This window comes from Actinotignum saccati (assembly GCF_051265055.1).
In the GTDB taxonomy this organism is placed as follows: domain Bacteria; phylum Actinomycetota; class Actinomycetes; order Actinomycetales; family Actinomycetaceae; genus Actinotignum.
Genome location: NZ_JBOZCC010000001.1, coordinates 129,932 through 147,285 on the forward strand (window position 1 = coordinate 129,932; position 17,354 = coordinate 147,285).

Consider the following 17,354-nt stretch of genomic DNA (forward strand, 5'->3'; position numbering starts at 1 on the left):
CAGTGGTGAAATAACTGAGCCGCGCGCTCCGTCCGCTAAGGACGGGGCGCGCGGCTCCGTCGTCGTACCACCGTGTGCACCGTGCCCACCGCACTACGTGCACCGTAGAACCCGCCGTCCGCACCGTGCCCCGTCGCTATCTGCCCGTAAATATCTATAGCTCCCAGCGGGCACTTTCACATAAGATGAGGGGCGCTGAACTGACAAAGGAGTAAGAGGTGAGCATAACCATTCCTGATCCGCATACCCTCGCGGTTGAAAACGCCCGCGCGGCATACAAGAAAACTAAGAAACCGCTGACGCGATCCTTCGTGATGGCGCTCTCCGGCGGTGCCTTCATTGGCATGGGATACATTTTCTACATCACGTCGCAACAGGGCCTGGCTGACGGGCCGCTCGGCCCGGCGAAAGTCCTGGGAGGCCTGTGCTTCTCCGTCGGTCTCATCCTGGTGGTGCTGACCGGCTCGGACCTCTTCACCTCAACCACGATGACGGTCATGCCGCTCTATCACAAGCGGGTGCGCCCACGGCGCTTCTTCGCCCACTGGGGCACCTCACTGGCCGGCAACCTAGTCGGGGCACTGTTCTTGGCGCTGCTCGTCTTCGGGGCCGGCCAGGCGCTCTCTAACGGCGGGGCATGGGGCGAGGTTGCCCTCCATACGGCGGCGAGCAAGGCCGCGCATTCTATCCCGGAATCCTTCCTCCTGGGTGTGCTCGCGAATATCGCGGTGTGCGCCGGCGTGTGGATCGCGCAATCGGGGCGGTCCACGGCGGATAAGATTCTCGCCTGCCTGTGCCCCATCCCGCTCTTCGTTGCCGCCGGCTTCGAGCACTCCATCGCCAATATGTTCCTGCTCCCGCTCGGCCTCATGTGCAAGTACTGGGGCGGGGACGCCTTCTGGAATTCCGAAGCGGTGCTCGCCTCCGGCCATGGGCTCGCCGACTACGCCGCGTTCACGCCGGGCGCCGTCGCCCTCAATATCGGTGTGGTGATTCTCGGCAATATCGTGGGCGGCGGTTTCATCCTCGCCACCTACTTCTGGGTTGCGTATCTGCGTGACGACGACGCAGCCGACGTTTACGACGCACCGCTCAAGTAATCCACGGCGCTACCGCCATCGCCCCGGGTACGGGCAAGCATCCCCAGGTGCGGGCACACGATCATTCCTGGCGGGACGGCGCATAGCCATCGCACCGGGTACGGGGCAAAGAAAGCGGGGGCTCTCCTAAGTGGAGGCCCCCGCTTTCGTGTATCTCACGCGGCTGCTACACCACGAAAACGGCCACGCAGGCCAGCCCGATCCCCACAATCACCAAGGTGAGAAGGAAACCGAAGAGCACGGTGCGTGCCCCCGTATGCATGATCGTCTTGAGGTGGACACCGGCACCCATGGCGCCCATGGCGGCGATGAGGAGCCAGTTAGCAACGTCATTACCAAGAATCTGCAAGGCGCTGGCCGCCCAAGCCTGGTTTTCCAGCACGGAGGCGATCCCCACCGCGATAAGGAAGCCGAGCACAAACAGCGGGATGAGGGGAGCGGAGCTACGGGTATGCCCGTGGGCATCAAGCTCCGCCCCGTCCAGCCCCGCGGCGCGGGCCTCACGTTGCTTAGCGGCGCGCTCCAGTAGCCCCACCACGGCGATGACGGCGGCCAGGCAGACCACGCGCCCGAGCTTAGCGGCGGTCGCGGTATCGGCCACCCCACCGTAAATATTCGCGGCAGCCACCACCTGGCCGACCTCGTGAATAGTGGCGCCCATCCACACGGCAGCCTGATTGGCGCTCAAATCCAGCAGGTGGGCGAGCCAGGGGAGTGCCACCAGGGTGAGGGTACCGAAGAGCGTGACGCAGGCAATGGCGGTTGCCGCGGCGGTATCACGCTCATCTTCGTTACGCACCCGCACCACGGCGGAAGTTCCCGCCACCGCGGAAGCCCCGCATATCGAGGTGCCCACGGCGGTGAGAATAGCCGAGGCATAGGGCACCCGCAGGAGCTTACTTAGGGGCACCGAAATGAGCATCGTTGCGGTCACGCAGGTGATGATGGTGATGAGAGTGCCCCAACCCAGTCCCAAAATCGCGGGGATGGACAGGCGCAGCCCCAGGAGCACCACTCCGGTGCGCAGCACCCGCTTGGACGTGAAGGTGAGACCGCGGTTGGCCGAGCGGGGAATAAGTCCCAGGTTACGCACCAGCATGCCCAGTACGATGGCGAAGAGCATGGCAGAGAGCAGGGGCATCAACTTACTCAAGCCCCAGGATGCCACCGCGATGAGAGCGGCGAGCAGCACGCCCGGCGTGAGGGCGCGCAAGGACGCCGCCCACGTGGCGGCGTCGAAAGACGTATTTTTATTAGACACCCGGATATTATGCCTCAGCGCGCGCTGGTATGGTTAAGCCCGATGAACTGAGCGACGGGAGGCAATGGTGACACTACTGGAACATGACGCGAGCTCGGATGGAGTCCGCCGAGTTCTTCTAAAACTATCTGGAGAAACTTTTGGGGCGGGTAGCGTCGGTGTCGATGCCACGGTGCTCCAGCGCGTCGCCGGGGAAATTGCCGAAGCGGCGGCTTCGGGAATTCAAGTGGCCATCGTTGTAGGCGGAGGAAACTTCTTCCGCGGAGCTGAATTGCAGCAGTCCGGAATGGACCGGGCCCGAGCGGACTATATGGGGATGCTCGGCACCGTCATGAACGCAATTGCGCTCCAGGATTTCATTGAGCAGGCCGGCACCCAGTGCCGCGTGCAAACCGCGATCCAGATGACCCAGATTGCCGAACCCTATATTCCCCTGCGCGCCATCCGCCACCTCCAGAAAGGCCGGGTGGTTATTTTCGGCGCCGGGGCCGGCATGCCCTACTTCTCGACCGATACCGTGTCCGCCCAGCGCGCCCTGGAACTGCGCTGCGATGAGCTCCTCATGGGCAAGAACGGGGTAGACGGAGTCTATACCGCCGATCCGCGTACCCATCCGGAAGCGGAAAAGCTCAGCTCCATTAGCTACGATACGGTGCTTTCCCACAACCTCCAGGTGGCCGACGGCGCCGCCTTTGCCCTGGCGCGGAATAACTCCCTGCCGATGCGGGTTTTCGGGATGACCGAGCCGGGTAATGTTACCGCCGCGCTGCGCGGTGAGAATATTGGAACGGTGGTCTCCGCTCAGGGCGCATAGCCCCGCTAAGCCGGTAAGATATGTCACATCGGGCGCGTGGAAGCTGCTGCGTCGTCGTACCACGTAGCTACGCGCCGTGAACGAAACTGCGAAGGAAAAAACATGATTGAAGAAGCTTTGCGCGAAGCCCGCGAAAAGATGGGCAAAACTATTGAAGCAACCAGCGAAGAATTTTCGCATATCCGCTCCGGGCGGGCCAGCGCCGGAATGTTCAACCCGATTCTGGTGGACTACTACGGCACCCTCACGCCGCTCCAGCAGCTGGCCACCATCACCATCCCCGAACCGCGCACCGTGATGATCACGCCCTTCGATCCGGGCGCCAAGCAGGGCATCGACAAGGCGCTGCGCGAATCTGACCTGGGCGTCAATCCTTCCGATGACGGCAATGTGCTGCGCGTGAACCTCCCGGCCCTGACCGAGGAACGCCGCAAGGACTACGTCAAGCTGGCTCGTACCCGCGCTGAAGATGGGCGCGTGTCCATCCGTGCGGTGCGTCGCAAGGCGAAGGATACCCTCGAAGCTATTCAAAAAGATGGCGAGGCCGGGGAAGATGAAGTCAAGCGCGCCGAAGACGAACTGGAAAAGCTGACGAAGAGCTTCGTGGAGCAGATCGATAAGCTCCTCGAAGGCAAGGAAAAGGACCTGCTCGAAATCTAATGCCGCGCCCCTCGTTGCGGAGCCTGCTCGCTCCGCGTCCCCCGCAACCGCCGCGCCCCACCTCCTCGCGGGCCGGCCGTAATCTCAAAGCCGCCGTCCCCACCGCGCTCATCCTGCTGGCGCTGGTGGCCCTCAGTGTTCTCTGGCGCATCGAGCTCTTTGTGGTGCTCGTGGTGGTGGCGCTCAGCTTCGCTGTATGGGAGGCCGCGGGCGCGTTTCTCGCGCGCCGTATTCGGTTGCCGCTCACGATGCTGTTGGTCGGGAATATCGCGATACTGGCACTTGCCTGGTGGCGCGGACTCGGCGCTGCCATGCTGGGTTTCGGGGCCACGGTGGTGGCCTGCGCCGTGTGGCTGGGGATACGCGACCGGGCGCAGGCACAGGTGAGCGACGCCGCCTGCGCGGTTTTCGTTTCCCTGTGGATTAGCGTGCTGGGGAGTTTTGCGGTGGCGCTGTGCCAGCTTGATTCCCCAGCGTGGATGGTGGCAGCGCTCATCCTCCTGCCCGTTGCCAATGACACGGGTGGCTGGGCCGCCGGGGTACTTTTCGGGCGCCATCCGCTCGCCCCGCGCATTTCCCCGAAAAAAACTTGGGAGGGGCTGGCCGGCTCGGTGCTGGCCTGCCTGGTGGTGGCGCTGCTTCTTGCCACGGTGGCCCTGGGGCACAGTGTGTGGTGGGCGTTGGTGATCGGGCTGGCGGCGGTGGTGTGCTGCACCGCCGGTGATCTGCTTGAATCACGCCTCAAGCGCTGGCTGGGTGTCAAGGACATGGGAGCAATTTTCCCCGGGCACGGTGGCATGCTGGATCGCATCGATTCCATCTTGCTCTGGGCGCCATTTTGCTACCTCTTCTTCGCTGCGGCGCAAGGGGTGCTCTGAAAGACGCTCTACATTTCCAACCGTAGTAGCGGTCGGTGCTGCGCTGTGAGCGAGAGCGGCGCGTGGCGGGCGCATATGGCAAAATGAGTGCGGCACATTAAAGAGGGAAGGTCGGCATGTCGGCACCGCGGTGCTGGCACAGACAAGTGAGGTGAGTTGTGAGCACGTTTAAGCGAGTGGGTCCGCTCACGCGCGGATACAATACCGAGCAGGTCGATGATTTCCTCGCCCGCGCGAAAGACGCATATTCGCGGGGAACTGGCGATATGGACGAGACAGATGTGCGGCGTGTCGGCTTTTCCCGCCAGCGCGGCGGATACGATCCGGCCCGTGTGGATGCCGCCCTCGACCGCCTCGAAGCCGCTTTTATTCACCTCAAGCGCGCAAATACCATCGGGGCGCGCGGGGAACAGGCCTGGCTCAACCTCGCCTACCAGGATGCCAGAAGTCTCTATCCGCGCCTGCTACGCCCGGCCGGGCAGCGTTTTGCCGACGCTGAAGGCTGGGGATACCGCAAAACGGACGTTGATGAACTTCTCGACCGCCTCGCCCGATATTTCGACGGTGAAGAAACCGTAACCTCCGAAGTGGTACGGGATGCTATTTTCCCGGAATCACGCGGAAAAAATGCTTATGATGAGGCCGTCGTGGACGTGTTCCTCGAGCGGGCTGTCAGCGTCTTGCTTGCGGTGGAGTAAACGCACCGCGATGAAACGCTCCATTTGGCCGCATCGAGCCGCATCCTCGCTGCGCCGTCTCACGGGCGCGGATAAATCCCGCGCCCTGGAATTTTTAGCCCGCGACCCGATCAATTCTGTGCTCGCTCGCGTCAATGTAGAACGCATGGGCGTGGGAACCTCTTCGGCGCTGGCGGCGATGCACCGCCGCGATATTGAAGCCCTCGCCTGGGATGGTGGAAATATTATTCCCCTCGGCTTTTCGGCGGCGGGGCTGCGCGAACTAGGCGACGATATTCTGTCCCGGCATCGGGTAGCCTGCTCCATCCTCGGACCGGCCGATCAGGTTCTTGGGCTGTGGGAGCACCTGGAGCGCTCCTGGAGCCCCGCCCGCGAGGTTCGCGCGCGCCAATATTCTCTCTCCCTGACCCACGCCTCTCCGGTGGTGCCCGATCCGCAGGTGCGCCCGGCCGAACCCTGGGAATTTGGCGCTGTTTTCCCGGCGGCAGTAGCTATGTTCACCGAGGAAGTCGGATACGACCCCACCGTGTACGGGCCCACCTACGCGCGCCGGGTTCGCGAGCTCATCCGCGCCGGCCGCACCTTCGTGCGCATGGGCATCGACCCCGCCACCGGCGCCCCGCGGGTGGAATTCAAGGCGGATATTGGTGCGCTGGCCGGGGGAGTGGCGCAGATCCAAGGAGTATGGACCGCTCCTGACCTGCGCGGGCACGGGATCGCAACCCGAGCGATGGCCAGCGTCGTCGATCAGGTGCGTGCCCGCCATGCGCCCACCGTCTCCCTCTACGTCAATGACTACAATGCCGCCGCGGTGCGGCTCTACCAGCATGTCGGCTTCAGCCGCGCGGGGGAGTGGGCGACGGTCCTCCTCTAGCGGCGGGGCACCGTATTCGCTCCGGGCACCGTGCTGCGCCGTATGCGCCTTGTTGCGCCGTGTTGCGCCGTCCCTCCACCGGTGCTGCGCCTCGTATGCACCGTGCCGCGCCGCCGCCCCGTCCACCACCAGTGCCGCGCCTCGTATGCACCGTGCCGCGCCGTCGCCCCGTCCACCACCACTGCCGCGCCGTTCCCGGCAAGCGGGTAGAATGGCGGGCGTGCTGAGAATGTCTAGTCTTTTTGTGCGCACCTTGCGCGAAGACCCGGCCGACGCCGAGGTCGCCAGTCATAAGCTCCTAGTCCGCGGCGGGTACGTGCGGCGCGTGGCTCCCGGTATTTACACCTGGCTGCCGCTGGGCCTGCGGGTGCTGCGGAAAGTGGAACAGGTTGTCCGCGAAGAAATGGATGCATCCGGGGCTCAGGAAGTACTTTTCCCGGCGCTCCTCCCGCGCGAACCCTACGAGGCCACAAACCGCTGGAGCGAATACGGTCCCACTCTTTTCAAGCTGGCGGACCGCAAAGGCAACGACATGTTGCTCGCCCCCACGCACGAGGAAATGTTCACGCTCCTCGTCAAGGATCTTTATTCTTCCTACAAGGATCTACCCCTCACGCTCTACCAGATCCAAACGAAGTACCGCGATGAGGCCCGTCCTCGCGCCGGCGTGATCCGCGGGCGTGAATTCGTCATGAAGGATGCTTATTCCTTTGATATGGACGAGGCGGGGCTGGACGCTTCCTACAATACGATGCGTGCGGCCTACCAGCGTATTTTCGAGCGTCTGGGCCTGCCTTACGCGATTGTCTCCGCCATGTCCGGTGCGATGGGTGGCTCGCGTTCGGAAGAGTTCCTGTTCCCCACCGCTATTGGGGAGGATACTTTTGTCCGGTCCGCGGGTGGTTACGCCGCGAATACCGAAGCGGTTACGACGCCGCCGCTCTCGGAGCAGGACTTCTCCGACGTTCCGGCACCCGAGCTGGTGGATACTCCCGGGGCGAAAACCATTGCTGACCTGGTTGAGATGGCGAACCAGGTACATCCCCGCTCGGACCGCCCCTGGAATGCGGCCGATACCCTCAAGTCGGTTATCGTGACTCTCACCCATCCTGATGGGGAGAAGGAAGTGGTGGTCATCGCTCTTCCCGGGGACCGCGAAGTCGATATGAAGCGTGTGGAAGCCAGCTTGGCTCCGGCCGAAGTGGAGCTTGCTTCTCCTGAGGATATGGAGAAGTACCCGGGAATCGTGCCGGGTTATACCGGCCCCGGCGCGGTTGGCCCGCAAGCCCGCGGCGGCGCCCTTGCCGACGGTGCCGATGACGGTGCAGCGACCGGCGACGGCGCGACGGTGCCCGTGGCGCGCCTCCTCCTTGACCCCCACGTGGCCCGTGGCTCGCGCTGGATCGCGGGTGGCAACGCGGTGGATAAGCATGTATTCAACCTGGTGTACGGGCGTGATTTCGAGGCCGATGGCACCATTGAAGCCGCGGAAGTACGCGCCGGCGACGACGCCCCGGACGGCTCGGGCCCGCTCGATATCGCGCGCGGTATCGAAATTGGCCATATTTTCCAGCTGGGACGCAAATACGCCGAAGCTCTCGGCCTCACGGTGCTCGACGAAAACGGCAAAACCCGCGTGGTCACCATGGGCTCCTACGGCGTGGGTGTTTCCCGCGTCCTCGCCGCGATCGCCGAGCAGTACCACGATGAGAAGGGCCTGGTCTGGCCGGTGGGCGTCGCGCCCGCGCAGGTGCATATCCTTGCCACCGGTAAGGACGACGCCGTCTTCTCTGCCGCGGAGGACTTAGCCACGCAGCTGACCGCCGCGGGTATCGAAGTCCTCTTTGATGACCGCCGTAAAGTGAGCGCCGGGGTGAAATTCGCTGATTACGAGCTCCTCGGTATGCCCTATGCAGTGGTGGTTGGGCGGGGCCTGGCCAACGGGACGGTGGAAGTCCGCACCCGCGCCACTGGGGAATCCGAAGACGTGGCGGTGGCGGATGCCGCCGCTCGGGTGCAGGAGATTCTGGCTGCTGGCCAAGCGGGCAAGTAATCGCTCCCGGGCCGGGTAGCTGTGTGCTCGACTCTGATAACTGATAACCACAAAATGCGCTTCCGGCGACATAAATATGTATGTTCTGGAAGCGCATTTTGTGTGCCCGGGGGTGCCAGGCCGGATCCGACCGATAGCCGGGTTACGTTCGGCTAAAACGCTCCTATCACTCCCAATGCGAAACAGAAAGCCAGGAGAGTCCCCATATCCGCGACGGTCTCAAGGTTGAACCCGAAACGGGGCGGTTTACTGCCGGGCTTGCGGTATTTCTTGACGATGACGAATAAAACCGTAAAGACGGCGCAGGCGCCCAGTAAACGCGGCCACTGGTAGGCGAGTGCCTCGCCATAGCCCACTTTTTTCTCGAGTAGTGCCCGTGAATTATTGACGTGGAAAGCGAGTAACAAGAGGATCCACAGAACATAATCGGCAAGCAGATCTAAAATGCGGGACATGCGGCGCTCGATGGCGATGTCCTCCTTTGAGCGCGGCAACGGATCGTCGAGGCCGGGGCGGTCTGAATCATCGCTGAGAGAAGCGTTGTGTGCATGCATACAAACAACGTACCTTATTAGTTATTGATTATCGCCGGGATAACGTAATTGGCCTGCCGTGTGTGGCGAAAGCCCTGGGAGTGCCTCACTGCCAAGACTCTGGCTGGCATCACCATTGGCACCGTGAGCCCCGTCCGCACCGTTCAAGGCAAGCGCAAAATTGAGAGCTTCCGTGGCCGGAACCGGGCTATGCCACAGCGCACCGATCAACGTAGCGTAAGCGGCGGATGCGAGCTCATCATCCGCAACAGCCGGGAGGGGAACGCTGGCGGCTCGGGTATCCGGGGTACCGGCCCGAAGTAGGGCTTCCTCCAGATCAGCAATGCGCGCGATGCGTTCCATACGCTCGGCGTGCCCGTCCATGCCGCGGCGTGCCGCATCAACTTCGTACCATTGGCGGGCCGTATTCGTGGCCGCAAGAAGCTTCTCGTCGCCGCCCGCCGGCACCAGCTGCGCGACGTCGTATCTGGGGCCACCCGCAGCCGCGGCACCAAAGGGATCCGGGGCAGGTAACCCGGCAGCCTCAGCCACGGCCTGAGCATCCCACGTTGCCCGCAGCGCAATAGCTAAATAAAGCGCGCGCTCCCCGGCTGTTTCCTCGGAGATCTCCTCGCGAGCGACGGCGCCTTTCGCTACGCCGCCTGCTGCACCATCCGCCCCGTCAGCTACTGCTGCACTTGCCGCACCATCTGCCCCGTCTTTCACCGGAGTTTCCGCTTCAGGCAGTAGCGCATCTGCCGCCGTCACTGCCACCGTGCTGATCTTGGATAATTCCGCGAGTAATTCAGCAGCATCCGGAGCAAGGGGAGAAGGCTCGGGAGAATTTGTGTGCCCGGCCGGGGCGCCGCTCGGCCAGGCCTGCCACACCCCGCCCAGCTGGTTCTCCCACGCGTTCGCGTGCTCGGCAACATCCTGGTACACCTGCGCGGCGTAGCCGCCCGCTTCGGCGGCCAGATCGGTGGCGGCCGCGGAGCACCGTTGGGATGCCACGGCGAGGCCTTGGCGCAGTTCTTGCGTCGTCGCCATGGGTTTGGGAGAAGGATCGCCGTGTTCCCACCGCGCTCCCATCGCAATAAGAATGGCGCCAATAATGAGAATGGCGAGCACGGCGGTGCCCACCAGCTGCACCGTGGTTCGAACCGGCTGAGAGGTGCGCCGATGAGCGGGCGCTCCGCTCCGGGGTGCAGCTGCCATGATTCTCCGCTTTCTTGACGAGAATAAAACCGCTTACATTGTGCCATCTCCGTCGGCCCTGGAGACGGTGCGCGCGCTGATGACGGTGCGCGCGCTGATGACGGTGCGTGGCGCACCGTGCCACCGTTGGCAACGGCGGGTGATACCTGCACCGTTGGCGATCGCGATCATCCCTGCACCGTGGGCGCCGGCAACGCTAACTGCACCGTGGGCGCCGTCTGGCACGCCCGTGTACCACGGTGCGGCGCGGAAACTGTAGGATTAGCCCATGAGTCATTCCAAGAGTTCGCGTCCTCCCGCGCGGCGGGACCGCCGCTCTACCGGGCCCCGTAAATCCAGTCAGGCACAGCGGACCGGTGAAATCATCGCCGCGATTGAACCTCTTGTCTCGCAATGCGGACTCTACCTGGAAGGTGTGACGGTGGGCCGTGCCGGCGGGCGCGCCGTCGTTCAGGTCACGGTCGATCTTCCCAGCGGTCCCGGCGGTGTTGGCTCGGATCAGCTCACTGACGTTTCGCGTCTTATTTCCGCGCGTTTGGACGATGTCGACCTTGTCCAGGGCGCCTATAACCTTGAAGTGTCCACCCCTGGTGCCACCCGCCCGCTCGTGGAGCCGCGCCACTTTTCCCGCGCCGTGGGGCGCCTGCTGCGTCTGACACCCTCCGGTGAAGATGAGATCGTAACTCGGCTGCGTGCCGTTGAAGGCGATACCCTCGTTCTTGCATCTGATAACGGGGGAGCGGAACGGCGCTTACCCATTGGCCGGGTGGAACGGGCCCGCGTTGATATTGAATTCCATCGCGACGGCGAGGAAGAGTAGGAGAAATCGTGGATATTCAAATTCACATGAACGAGCTGCGGGCCCTGGAAAGTGAACTTGGCCTGAGCTCCGATGTACTCGTCGAAGCAATTGAAGATGCCTTGTTGCACGCTTACGCGCGGGTGCCCGGCGCGATTCGCGGGGCCTGGGTTGATATGGATCGGCGCACCGGCAAAATCGTGGTGTGGGCCCCGGAAATTGACGAAGAAGGCAATGTCGTCGGCGAATTCGATGACACGCCGCACGATTTTGGGCGCATCGCAACGGCAACGGCGAAATCCGTGATCGCCCAGCGTCTCAAGGAAGCCGAAGCGAATCGCGTGCTCGGCTCCTTCAAAAATAAGCAGGGTGACATTATTTCCGGCGTGGTGCAAGGCCGGGCCGGGCGCGATAGCTTCTCCCGTGATCTCCTCGTGGAGGTAGGGGATCACGAAGCTATTTTGCGTGCGGAAGAACAGGTTCCCACCGAGCACCTCAACCGCGGGGATCGCATCCGCGCCCTTGTTTTGGATGTGGTAGTCACCAGCCGCGGTGCCTCCATTCGGCTTTCGCGTACCCACCCGGATTTTGTGCGCCGTCTCTTCGAACTCGAAGTGCCTGAAATTGCTAGCGGCACCGTGGAACTTGTAGCGCTCGCGCGCGAGGCGGGGCATCGCTCCAAGCTCGCCGTGTACGCCGAGGATCCGGAGGTCAACGCCAAGGGTGCGTGTATTGGCCATAACGGTCAGCGCGTGCGCGCGGTCACCACGGAGTTGGGTGGGGAGAAAATTGACATCGTTGATTACAACGATGACCCCGCGGTATTTATCGCCGCCTCGCTGTCCCCCGCGAAAGTAACCCGGGTGGATATTCTTTCCGCGGAGAAGCGCCAGGCCCGCGCCATTGTTCCCGATGGGCAGGCGTCCCTCGCTATCGGTAAAGAAGCGCAGAATGTGCGCCTGGCCGCCAAGCTCACCGGGTGGTCCATCGATATTCGTAAAGAATCCGATGTGCAAGAAGCCTCCGGTGGCGACGTCGCAGATAGTGCCGCTCCCAGCGCCGCTCCCGCTACCCCCGCCGTTGAAGCAAGCGCCGCTGAACACGGGGAAGATCACGCGCCGCATCCGCTTGATGACGTGCGTTAGTAGCATCTTGCCGCTAAAATAGATAGGGTGTGACTTTCGAGGCGGTGGGATGATGGCGAAAAATCCGCGCATGTGCGTGGGCTGCCGTCAGCGTGCCGCCCGGGAGGAACTGGTGCGCTTAGCGCTCACCGATGCGGGAGTCGTTGTGGATAAGGAACAGCGGCTACCCGGCCGGGGAGCGTGGGTGCATCCCCGCCCTGACTGTCTAGCCAGGGGAATGCGGACGGGACAACTTGCGCATGCCTTTTGCTGCGCCGTCGTTCTTCCTCCGCATGCCGTAACAGAAGTAATCAGTTCGCTCGCGTGAGCGGAGCGAAAACCCGAGACCAAGAAAGCGGGTTGGAAGCTGATGGGCACCCGATGAGTACCCAACGATGAACAACCGGATTTAACGGGTCCGCGCGCACTTTTGCCGGGCCCAACGAAGGAGAACTGTGGCAAAAGTCCGCGTCCATGAACTCGCCAAAGAACTGGGGGTGACCAGCAAGAAGCTGCTGGCCACGCTCAAGGAGAATGGCGAATTCGTCAAATCTGCCTCGTCCACCATTGAGGCACCTGTTGTGCGTAAAGCACGTGAATACTTTGAAGCGCATCCCGAATTGGTTGAATCCAAGGGGAGCGGCAAGCCGGCCCCACGCAAGCCGGTTCGTAAGCATCCTGTGGCCCCCGATGCGGTGGATATGCCCGCCGGTTCGGCCTCGATTGTCGATGTGACGGCGCAGGCGAAGGCCGCCGCGAAATCCGATGCCGCCGGTACCGCTGGCACCGGTGCGCCCAAACCCGGCCCGAAGCCGGCCCCGGCCAAGCCGCATGCGGATAGTGCCGCGGCGCCTACCCCTGCCGCGGTGGCAGGCAGCACGGGGGCGAACGCCGGAACCGCTACCGGTACCGCTGCACCTAAACCCGGTGCCGCAACTGGTGCGCACGGCGGGGCAGCCCCGAAGCCCGGCAAGCCCGGCTCGCAGCAGGCCACGCCGAAACCGGCTCCCAAGCCCGGCGCTCCCGCACCGTCCGGCAAATCCGGGGAGGCGAGTTCCGCCCAGGGCTCCAGTGCCTCGCACGGCGGCGCTAAGCCCCAGGAAACGGGGCACGCCGGCCGTTCCAATATTCCTACTCCGCGCGGTGCGGTGAAATCCGCCAAGGCCGCGCGCGCCGAAGCCGATCAGCGCACCCCGCGCCCCGGCAATAACCCCTACGCCACTTCGCAGGGTATGCCCCGTCCGGGTGGCGGGCGCGGTCCGCGGCCCGGCAATAATCCGTATGCCACTTCGCAGGGTATGCCCCGTCCCGGTGGCGGGCGCAAGAATACGGGTACTCCCCGCCCTGGTGCGCATCAAGGCGCGCATCAGAACAACCACGGCGGCGGGCAGCGCTCCGGTGGCGGGCGCGGGCACGGTGGTTCGCGTCCCTCGCCGGCGATGATGCCTAACCAGATGGCGGGTGCTCCGTCCTCCGGGCGGGGCGGTCGCGGCGGTGGCCGCGGGCGTGGCCCGGCTGGCGGAGGTCAGAATCGTGGCGGGCAAGGTCGGCCCACGGGCGGCTTCACCCGCAGCGGCGGGCGTTCGCGTGGCGGCTCCACCGCCGGTGCTTTCGGGCGCCGCGGAGGCGGCGGGGGCCGCAAATCCAAGCGGACCCGGCGCGAAGAATACGAAGCACAGTCCTCGCCGATGCTTTCCGGCGTTCAGGTTCCTCGTGGGGATGGCTCCACCGTGGTGCGCCTGCGCCAGGGTGCTTCGCTGGCGGATTTCGCCGAACGTATCGGTGCGTCCTCGGCGGCCCTTATCACCGTGCTCTTCCGCATGGGTGAAATGGCCACGATGAACCAGTCGCTGGACGAAGATACCTTCAAGCTGCTGGGCGCGGAACTCGGCTACGAGGTGGAAGTTCTCTCCGCCGAAGATGAGGATCGTGAAATCCTGGAGAGCTTCGATATTAACCTCGAAGAAGAAGAGCTCCTGGAAGACGAAGAGAACCTCAAGCCGCGTCCCCCGGTTGTTACCGTTATGGGCCACGTGGACCACGGTAAAACTAAGCTCCTCGATGCGTTCCGCCATTCGCGGGTGGAAGGTACCGAATCGGGCGGTATTACCCAGGCCATCGGTGCTTTCCAGACCGATATCGAATACGAAGGCGAAACCCGGGCGATCACATTCATCGATACCCCCGGTCACGAAGCCTTCACCCAGATGCGTGCCCGCGGTGCGGATATTACCGACATTGCGATCCTCGTGGTCGCCGCGGACGACGGCGTGATGCCCCAGACGGTGGAAGCGATCAACCACGCGCAATCCGCGGGTGTGAAGATCATCGTCGCGGTCAATAAGATCGACGTGGAAGGCGCCAACCCGCAGAAGGTGCGCAGCCAGCTGACCGAATACGGCCTCATTGCCGAAGAATACGGCGGGGACACCATGTTCCTCGACGTGTCGGCCAAGCAGCGTATCGGCATCGACGATCTACTCGAAGCCATCCTCTACGTGGCGGATGCCGAACTGGAACTCAAGGCCAATCCGGATCGCACCGCGCGCGGCGTTGCCATCGAAGCGAAGCTCGATCAGGGCCGCGGCTCGGTGATTACCGCCCTGGTACAAACCGGTACGCTGCGGATTTCCGATCCCATCGTGGTGGGTATTGCCCACGGGCGCGTGCGCGCCATGTTCGATGCCAGCGGCAACCCGGTCAAGGAAGCCGGCCCCTCCATGCCGGTCCAGGTGCTCGGTTTGGACGCGGTGCCCTCCGCCGGGGATGCTTTCCTCGTGGCAGACGACGAACGCACCGCACGCCAGATCGCTGAACAGCGCGAATCGGCCCAGCGGGCGGCCTCCCTGGCGCGGCGTCGCAAGCGTGTGTCGCTGGAGAACCTCGGGGATGTCCTCAAGGAAGGCAGCGTCGAAACGCTCAACCTTATTATCAAGGGCGATTCTTCCGGCGCCGTGGAAGCGCTGGAATCCTCGCTCCTCGATATTGAGGTCGACGACGAAGTGGCGCTGCAGATCATCCACCGTGGCGTGGGTGCCATCACCCAGAACGATGTCAACCTCGCAACCGTTGATAACGCCGTCATTATCGGTTTCAACGTGCGCCCGGCCGAACGCGTGGCCGATATGGCCGAACGCGAAGGCGTGGAGATGAAGTTCTACTCGGTCATCTACCAGGCCATCGAGGAAGTGGAAGCGGCCCTCAAGGGCATGCTCAAGCCCGTTCTCGAGGAAGTTCAGCTGGGCAGCGCCGAAGTGCGCCAGCTCTTCCGCTCGGGCAAGGCCGGCACCATTGCCGGCTCCATTGTCCGCACCGGTGCGATCAAGCGCGGGGCGAAGGCCCGGTTGGTACGCGACGGCGTCGTGGTGCAACCCGAGCTCGAAATTGTCTCGCTGCGCCGCGAAAAGGACGATGTTACCGAAGTGCGCGAAGGCTACGAATGCGGCATTACGCTCGGCTACCGCGATATTCACGAAGGCGACATTATTGAAACCTTCGAGATGCAGGAGAAGGCCCGTAGCTAAGGGGCTGTCCTGAGGAACGTTGTGGCCCGCCGGCTCGCCACTGGCGCTGGCGGGCCGCAGCATATCCACCAGCAATAAAGGAGACGAAGATGGCTAATCCCCGTGCGGAACGGGTGGCGAAACGTATCCAGCAGATCGTGGCGCAAACTATTAACACCCGTATGAAAGACCCGCGGCTGAATATGGTGACCATCACCGATACCCGCGTGACCGGCGACCTCCAGCACGCCACCGTATTCTTCACCGCCATCGGGCACGAACACCAGGTGAAAGACGCCGCCCGCGGACTGGAAGCAGCCAAGGGTGCGCTGCGCTCGGAGGTGGGGCGCCAGCTCGGTTTGCGGCTCACCCCGACCCTGGAATTCGTGGCCGACGAACTACCCGAAGGAGCCCGCACTTTTGAGGATGTATTGGCCGCCGCTCTGCACCGTGACGCCGAATTGGCGCGCAACGCGGAGGGGAAGGAATACGCGGGGGATGCTGATCCTTACCGCAAGCCCCGTGAGGTAACGGAGGACGACGGCGCCGCCGCACCGTCCGGTACCGGTGCACCGTCGGGCGCCGCTGCACCGTTCGCTCCCGCCGCACCATCGGGCCCCGTTGCGCCGTTCGCCCCTGAGGCATCCCATGAAACCGATGCGCCAGAATCCCTGGCCTGATCTGCCCCGCGCGCAGCATCCGGCGCCGAGCGGCGTCTTGGTTATTGATAAACCAGCCGGGGTGACCTCGCACGACGTCGTTGCCGCGCTGCGCCGTCTATGCGGCACCCGCAAGGTGGGGCACGCAGGTACGCTTGACCCGATGGCCACCGGGGTGCTCGTGGTGGGTATCGGCGCCGGTACTCGGCTCCTCACCTACTTGAGCGGGGCTGATAAAGATTACCGGGCCACGTTCACGCTCGGCATCGGCTCCGATACAGAGGATTGCACCGGTACCGTCACATCCGCCCCAGGTTTTTCCGGTACGACGGCGCAGCTCGACGCTGCCCTCTCCTCCCTCCAGGGTGATATCTCGCAGGTGCCCTCGGCGTATTCGGCCAAGAAGATCGCCGGGCAGCGTGCCTACGATCTGGCCCGGGCCGGGCAGGAGGTGGTGCTCGAAGCGGTACCGATCCATATTGCTCGCCTGGAACGGAGCGGGGAGCTCCGCTGGCGCCAGGCGCCGGTCCGCGGCGTGGCGCTGGGTGGCTCAGCTTTTGCGGATGGCGCGACGCAATTCGAAGGGGCGGAGCCGGTAGAAACTCAAGCAGGATCTGTGCCGGTTGCGGATGTTGATGTGGAGGTGAGCTGCTCCTCGGGTACCTACGTGCGCGCCCTTGCCCGCGATACCGGGATAGCGTTGGGAAGCGCAGCCCTCATGAGCGCGCTGCGGCGTACCCGCGTGGGTGGCTTCCGGCAAGACGAAGCGGTGAGCATAGCGGAACTGGCGCAACTGGTGCAGGGCGGGGCGCAGCCCCCCGTTATCCCACTGGCGCAGGTGGCGGCCCGCGCTCTCCCGACGGTGCAGATTGCGAAAGTCGAAGCCGAATCCGTGCGCCACGGCCAGTTCCTTCAGGCACTGGGGAAAACAGTGGCCCCGGCCGCAGGAACGGTCTCGGGAGCTGCACACGTCGCTGGAACGGCGCAGACAGATTCATGCGCTACGGGAACCACGCCGGGACAAGCACCCGCCGCGGGAAGCGAAGCTGGCACCGTCGCCCTGCTGCACGGCGATGAGCTTGTTGCGGTGGCACGCCGGCACGGGGATACCTTCCGGCCCGCTACCGTCTTCCCGCCCGGCGCATAAATACATAGATACGTAGGCGCCCAGCTGCATAAAAAT

General features: G+C 63.7%; 16 protein-coding genes. 13 read left to right on the forward strand and 3 right to left on the reverse strand.

Annotation, left to right across the window (positions count from 1 at the left end):
* Nucleotides 1-218: 218 nt before the first annotated feature.
* Nucleotides 219-1,100, forward strand: a complete 882-nt coding sequence (locus tag ACRQEC_RS00490; protein WP_284889664.1) for a formate/nitrite transporter family protein — start codon at nucleotides 219-221, stop codon at nucleotides 1,098-1,100.
* A 166-nt stretch (nucleotides 1,101-1,266) separates the two neighbouring features.
* Here the strand turns inward: ACRQEC_RS00490 and ACRQEC_RS00495 are convergent, their stop codons facing one another.
* On the reverse strand, nucleotides 1,267-2,361 hold the full coding sequence (locus tag ACRQEC_RS00495) for a YeiH family protein (protein WP_435733984.1): 1,095 nt from the start codon (nucleotides 2,359-2,361) through the stop codon (nucleotides 1,267-1,269).
* Between the two features lie 64 nt (nucleotides 2,362-2,425).
* Between ACRQEC_RS00495 and pyrH the strand changes: the two genes are divergently transcribed.
* The 6 genes from pyrH (at nucleotide 2,426) to ACRQEC_RS00525 (ending at nucleotide 8,338) form a co-directional block, all read left to right on the forward strand.
* Nucleotides 2,426-3,175: a UMP kinase gene (gene pyrH / locus ACRQEC_RS00500; RefSeq protein ID WP_284889662.1), complete on the forward strand. Its 750-nt coding sequence runs from the start codon at nucleotides 2,426-2,428 to the stop codon at nucleotides 3,173-3,175.
* 102 nt (nucleotides 3,176-3,277) lie between these two features.
* Nucleotides 3,278-3,835: a ribosome recycling factor gene (frr, locus tag ACRQEC_RS00505; protein WP_026428541.1), complete on the forward strand. Its 558-nt coding sequence runs from the start codon at nucleotides 3,278-3,280 to the stop codon at nucleotides 3,833-3,835.
* Entirely contained in the window at nucleotides 3,835-4,713 is an 879-nt protein-coding gene (locus ACRQEC_RS00510) for a phosphatidate cytidylyltransferase (protein ID WP_284889661.1), read from the forward strand. Before frr ends, ACRQEC_RS00510 begins: the two co-directional genes overlap by 1 nt.
* 158 nt (nucleotides 4,714-4,871) lie before the next feature.
* Nucleotides 4,872-5,411, forward strand: coding sequence for a DivIVA domain-containing protein (locus ACRQEC_RS00515; RefSeq protein WP_284889660.1), 540 nt, complete (start codon nucleotides 4,872-4,874; stop codon nucleotides 5,409-5,411).
* 10 nt (nucleotides 5,412-5,421) lie between these two features.
* Entirely contained in the window at nucleotides 5,422-6,285 is an 864-nt protein-coding gene (locus ACRQEC_RS00520; protein ID WP_284889659.1) for a GNAT family N-acetyltransferase, read from the forward strand.
* A gap of 229 nt (nucleotides 6,286-6,514) precedes the next feature.
* A complete protein-coding gene (locus tag ACRQEC_RS00525) occupies nucleotides 6,515-8,338 on the forward strand; it encodes a proline--tRNA ligase (RefSeq protein ID WP_284889751.1) in 1,824 nt (607 codons plus the stop codon).
* Between the two features lie 152 nt (nucleotides 8,339-8,490).
* Here ACRQEC_RS00525 and ACRQEC_RS00530 read toward each other — a convergent pair whose 3' ends face one another.
* Together ACRQEC_RS00530 and ACRQEC_RS00535 are read right to left on the reverse strand one after the other, a co-directional pair.
* Entirely contained in the window at nucleotides 8,491-8,892 is a 402-nt protein-coding gene (locus ACRQEC_RS00530) for a hypothetical protein (protein WP_284889658.1), read from the reverse strand.
* A gap of 21 nt (nucleotides 8,893-8,913) precedes the next feature.
* On the reverse strand, nucleotides 8,914-10,086 hold the full coding sequence (locus ACRQEC_RS00535) for a hypothetical protein (RefSeq protein WP_284889657.1): 1,173 nt from the start codon (nucleotides 10,084-10,086) through the stop codon (nucleotides 8,914-8,916).
* A 268-nt stretch (nucleotides 10,087-10,354) separates the two neighbouring features.
* Here ACRQEC_RS00535 and ACRQEC_RS00540 point away from each other — a divergent pair, with 268 nt between their 5' ends.
* From ACRQEC_RS00540 to truB, 6 genes are all read left to right on the forward strand, one after another.
* Nucleotides 10,355-10,906 carry a ribosome maturation factor RimP gene (locus ACRQEC_RS00540; RefSeq protein ID WP_087070982.1) on the forward strand — a complete coding sequence of 184 codons (552 nt, stop codon included), beginning with the start codon at nucleotides 10,355-10,357 and terminating at the stop codon, nucleotides 10,904-10,906.
* 14 nt (nucleotides 10,907-10,920) lie between these two features.
* Nucleotides 10,921-12,030, forward strand: coding sequence for a transcription termination factor NusA (nusA, locus tag ACRQEC_RS00545; RefSeq protein ID WP_284889750.1), 1,110 nt, complete (start codon nucleotides 10,921-10,923; stop codon nucleotides 12,028-12,030).
* Between the two features lie 70 nt (nucleotides 12,031-12,100).
* Nucleotides 12,101-12,337, forward strand: coding sequence for a YlxR family protein (locus tag ACRQEC_RS00550; protein ID WP_407707003.1), 237 nt, complete (start codon nucleotides 12,101-12,103; stop codon nucleotides 12,335-12,337).
* A 127-nt stretch (nucleotides 12,338-12,464) separates the two neighbouring features.
* On the forward strand, nucleotides 12,465-15,533 hold the full coding sequence (gene infB, locus ACRQEC_RS00555; protein WP_284889655.1) for a translation initiation factor IF-2: 3,069 nt from the start codon (nucleotides 12,465-12,467) through the stop codon (nucleotides 15,531-15,533).
* An 89-nt stretch (nucleotides 15,534-15,622) separates the two neighbouring features.
* On the forward strand, nucleotides 15,623-16,192 hold the full coding sequence (rbfA, locus tag ACRQEC_RS00560; RefSeq protein WP_284889654.1) for a 30S ribosome-binding factor RbfA: 570 nt from the start codon (nucleotides 15,623-15,625) through the stop codon (nucleotides 16,190-16,192).
* On the forward strand, nucleotides 16,161-17,318 hold the full coding sequence (gene truB, locus ACRQEC_RS00565; protein WP_284889653.1) for a tRNA pseudouridine(55) synthase TruB: 1,158 nt from the start codon (nucleotides 16,161-16,163) through the stop codon (nucleotides 17,316-17,318). The genes rbfA and truB overlap by 32 nt, the downstream gene beginning before the upstream one ends.
* Nucleotides 17,319-17,354: the final 36 nt, after the last annotated feature.

Bases quoted from the DNA above. Each gene is read 5' to 3' on its own strand.
- truB (WP_284889653.1), top strand. From the start codon at position 16,161: ATGAAACCGATGCGCCAGAATCCCTGGCCTGATCTGCCCCGCGCGCAG.
- ACRQEC_RS00535 (WP_284889657.1), bottom strand. From the start codon at position 10,086: ATGGCAGCTGCACCCCGGAGCGGAGCGCCCGCTCATCGGCGCACCTCT.
- ACRQEC_RS00530 (WP_284889658.1), bottom strand. From the start codon at position 8,892: ATGCATGCACACAACGCTTCTCTCAGCGATGATTCAGACCGCCCCGGC.
- ACRQEC_RS00520 (WP_284889659.1), top strand. From the start codon at position 5,422: ATGAAACGCTCCATTTGGCCGCATCGAGCCGCATCCTCGCTGCGCCGT.
- ACRQEC_RS00540 (WP_087070982.1), top strand. From the start codon at position 10,355: ATGAGTCATTCCAAGAGTTCGCGTCCTCCCGCGCGGCGGGACCGCCGC.
- ACRQEC_RS00510 (WP_284889661.1), top strand. From the start codon at position 3,835: ATGCCGCGCCCCTCGTTGCGGAGCCTGCTCGCTCCGCGTCCCCCGCAA.
- ACRQEC_RS00525 (WP_284889751.1), top strand. From the start codon at position 6,515: ATGTCTAGTCTTTTTGTGCGCACCTTGCGCGAAGACCCGGCCGACGCC.
- rbfA (WP_284889654.1), top strand. From the start codon at position 15,623: ATGGCTAATCCCCGTGCGGAACGGGTGGCGAAACGTATCCAGCAGATC.
- frr (WP_026428541.1), top strand. From the start codon at position 3,278: ATGATTGAAGAAGCTTTGCGCGAAGCCCGCGAAAAGATGGGCAAAACT.
- pyrH (WP_284889662.1), top strand. From the start codon at position 2,426: ATGGTGACACTACTGGAACATGACGCGAGCTCGGATGGAGTCCGCCGA.
- ACRQEC_RS00550 (WP_407707003.1), top strand. From the start codon at position 12,101: ATGTGCGTGGGCTGCCGTCAGCGTGCCGCCCGGGAGGAACTGGTGCGC.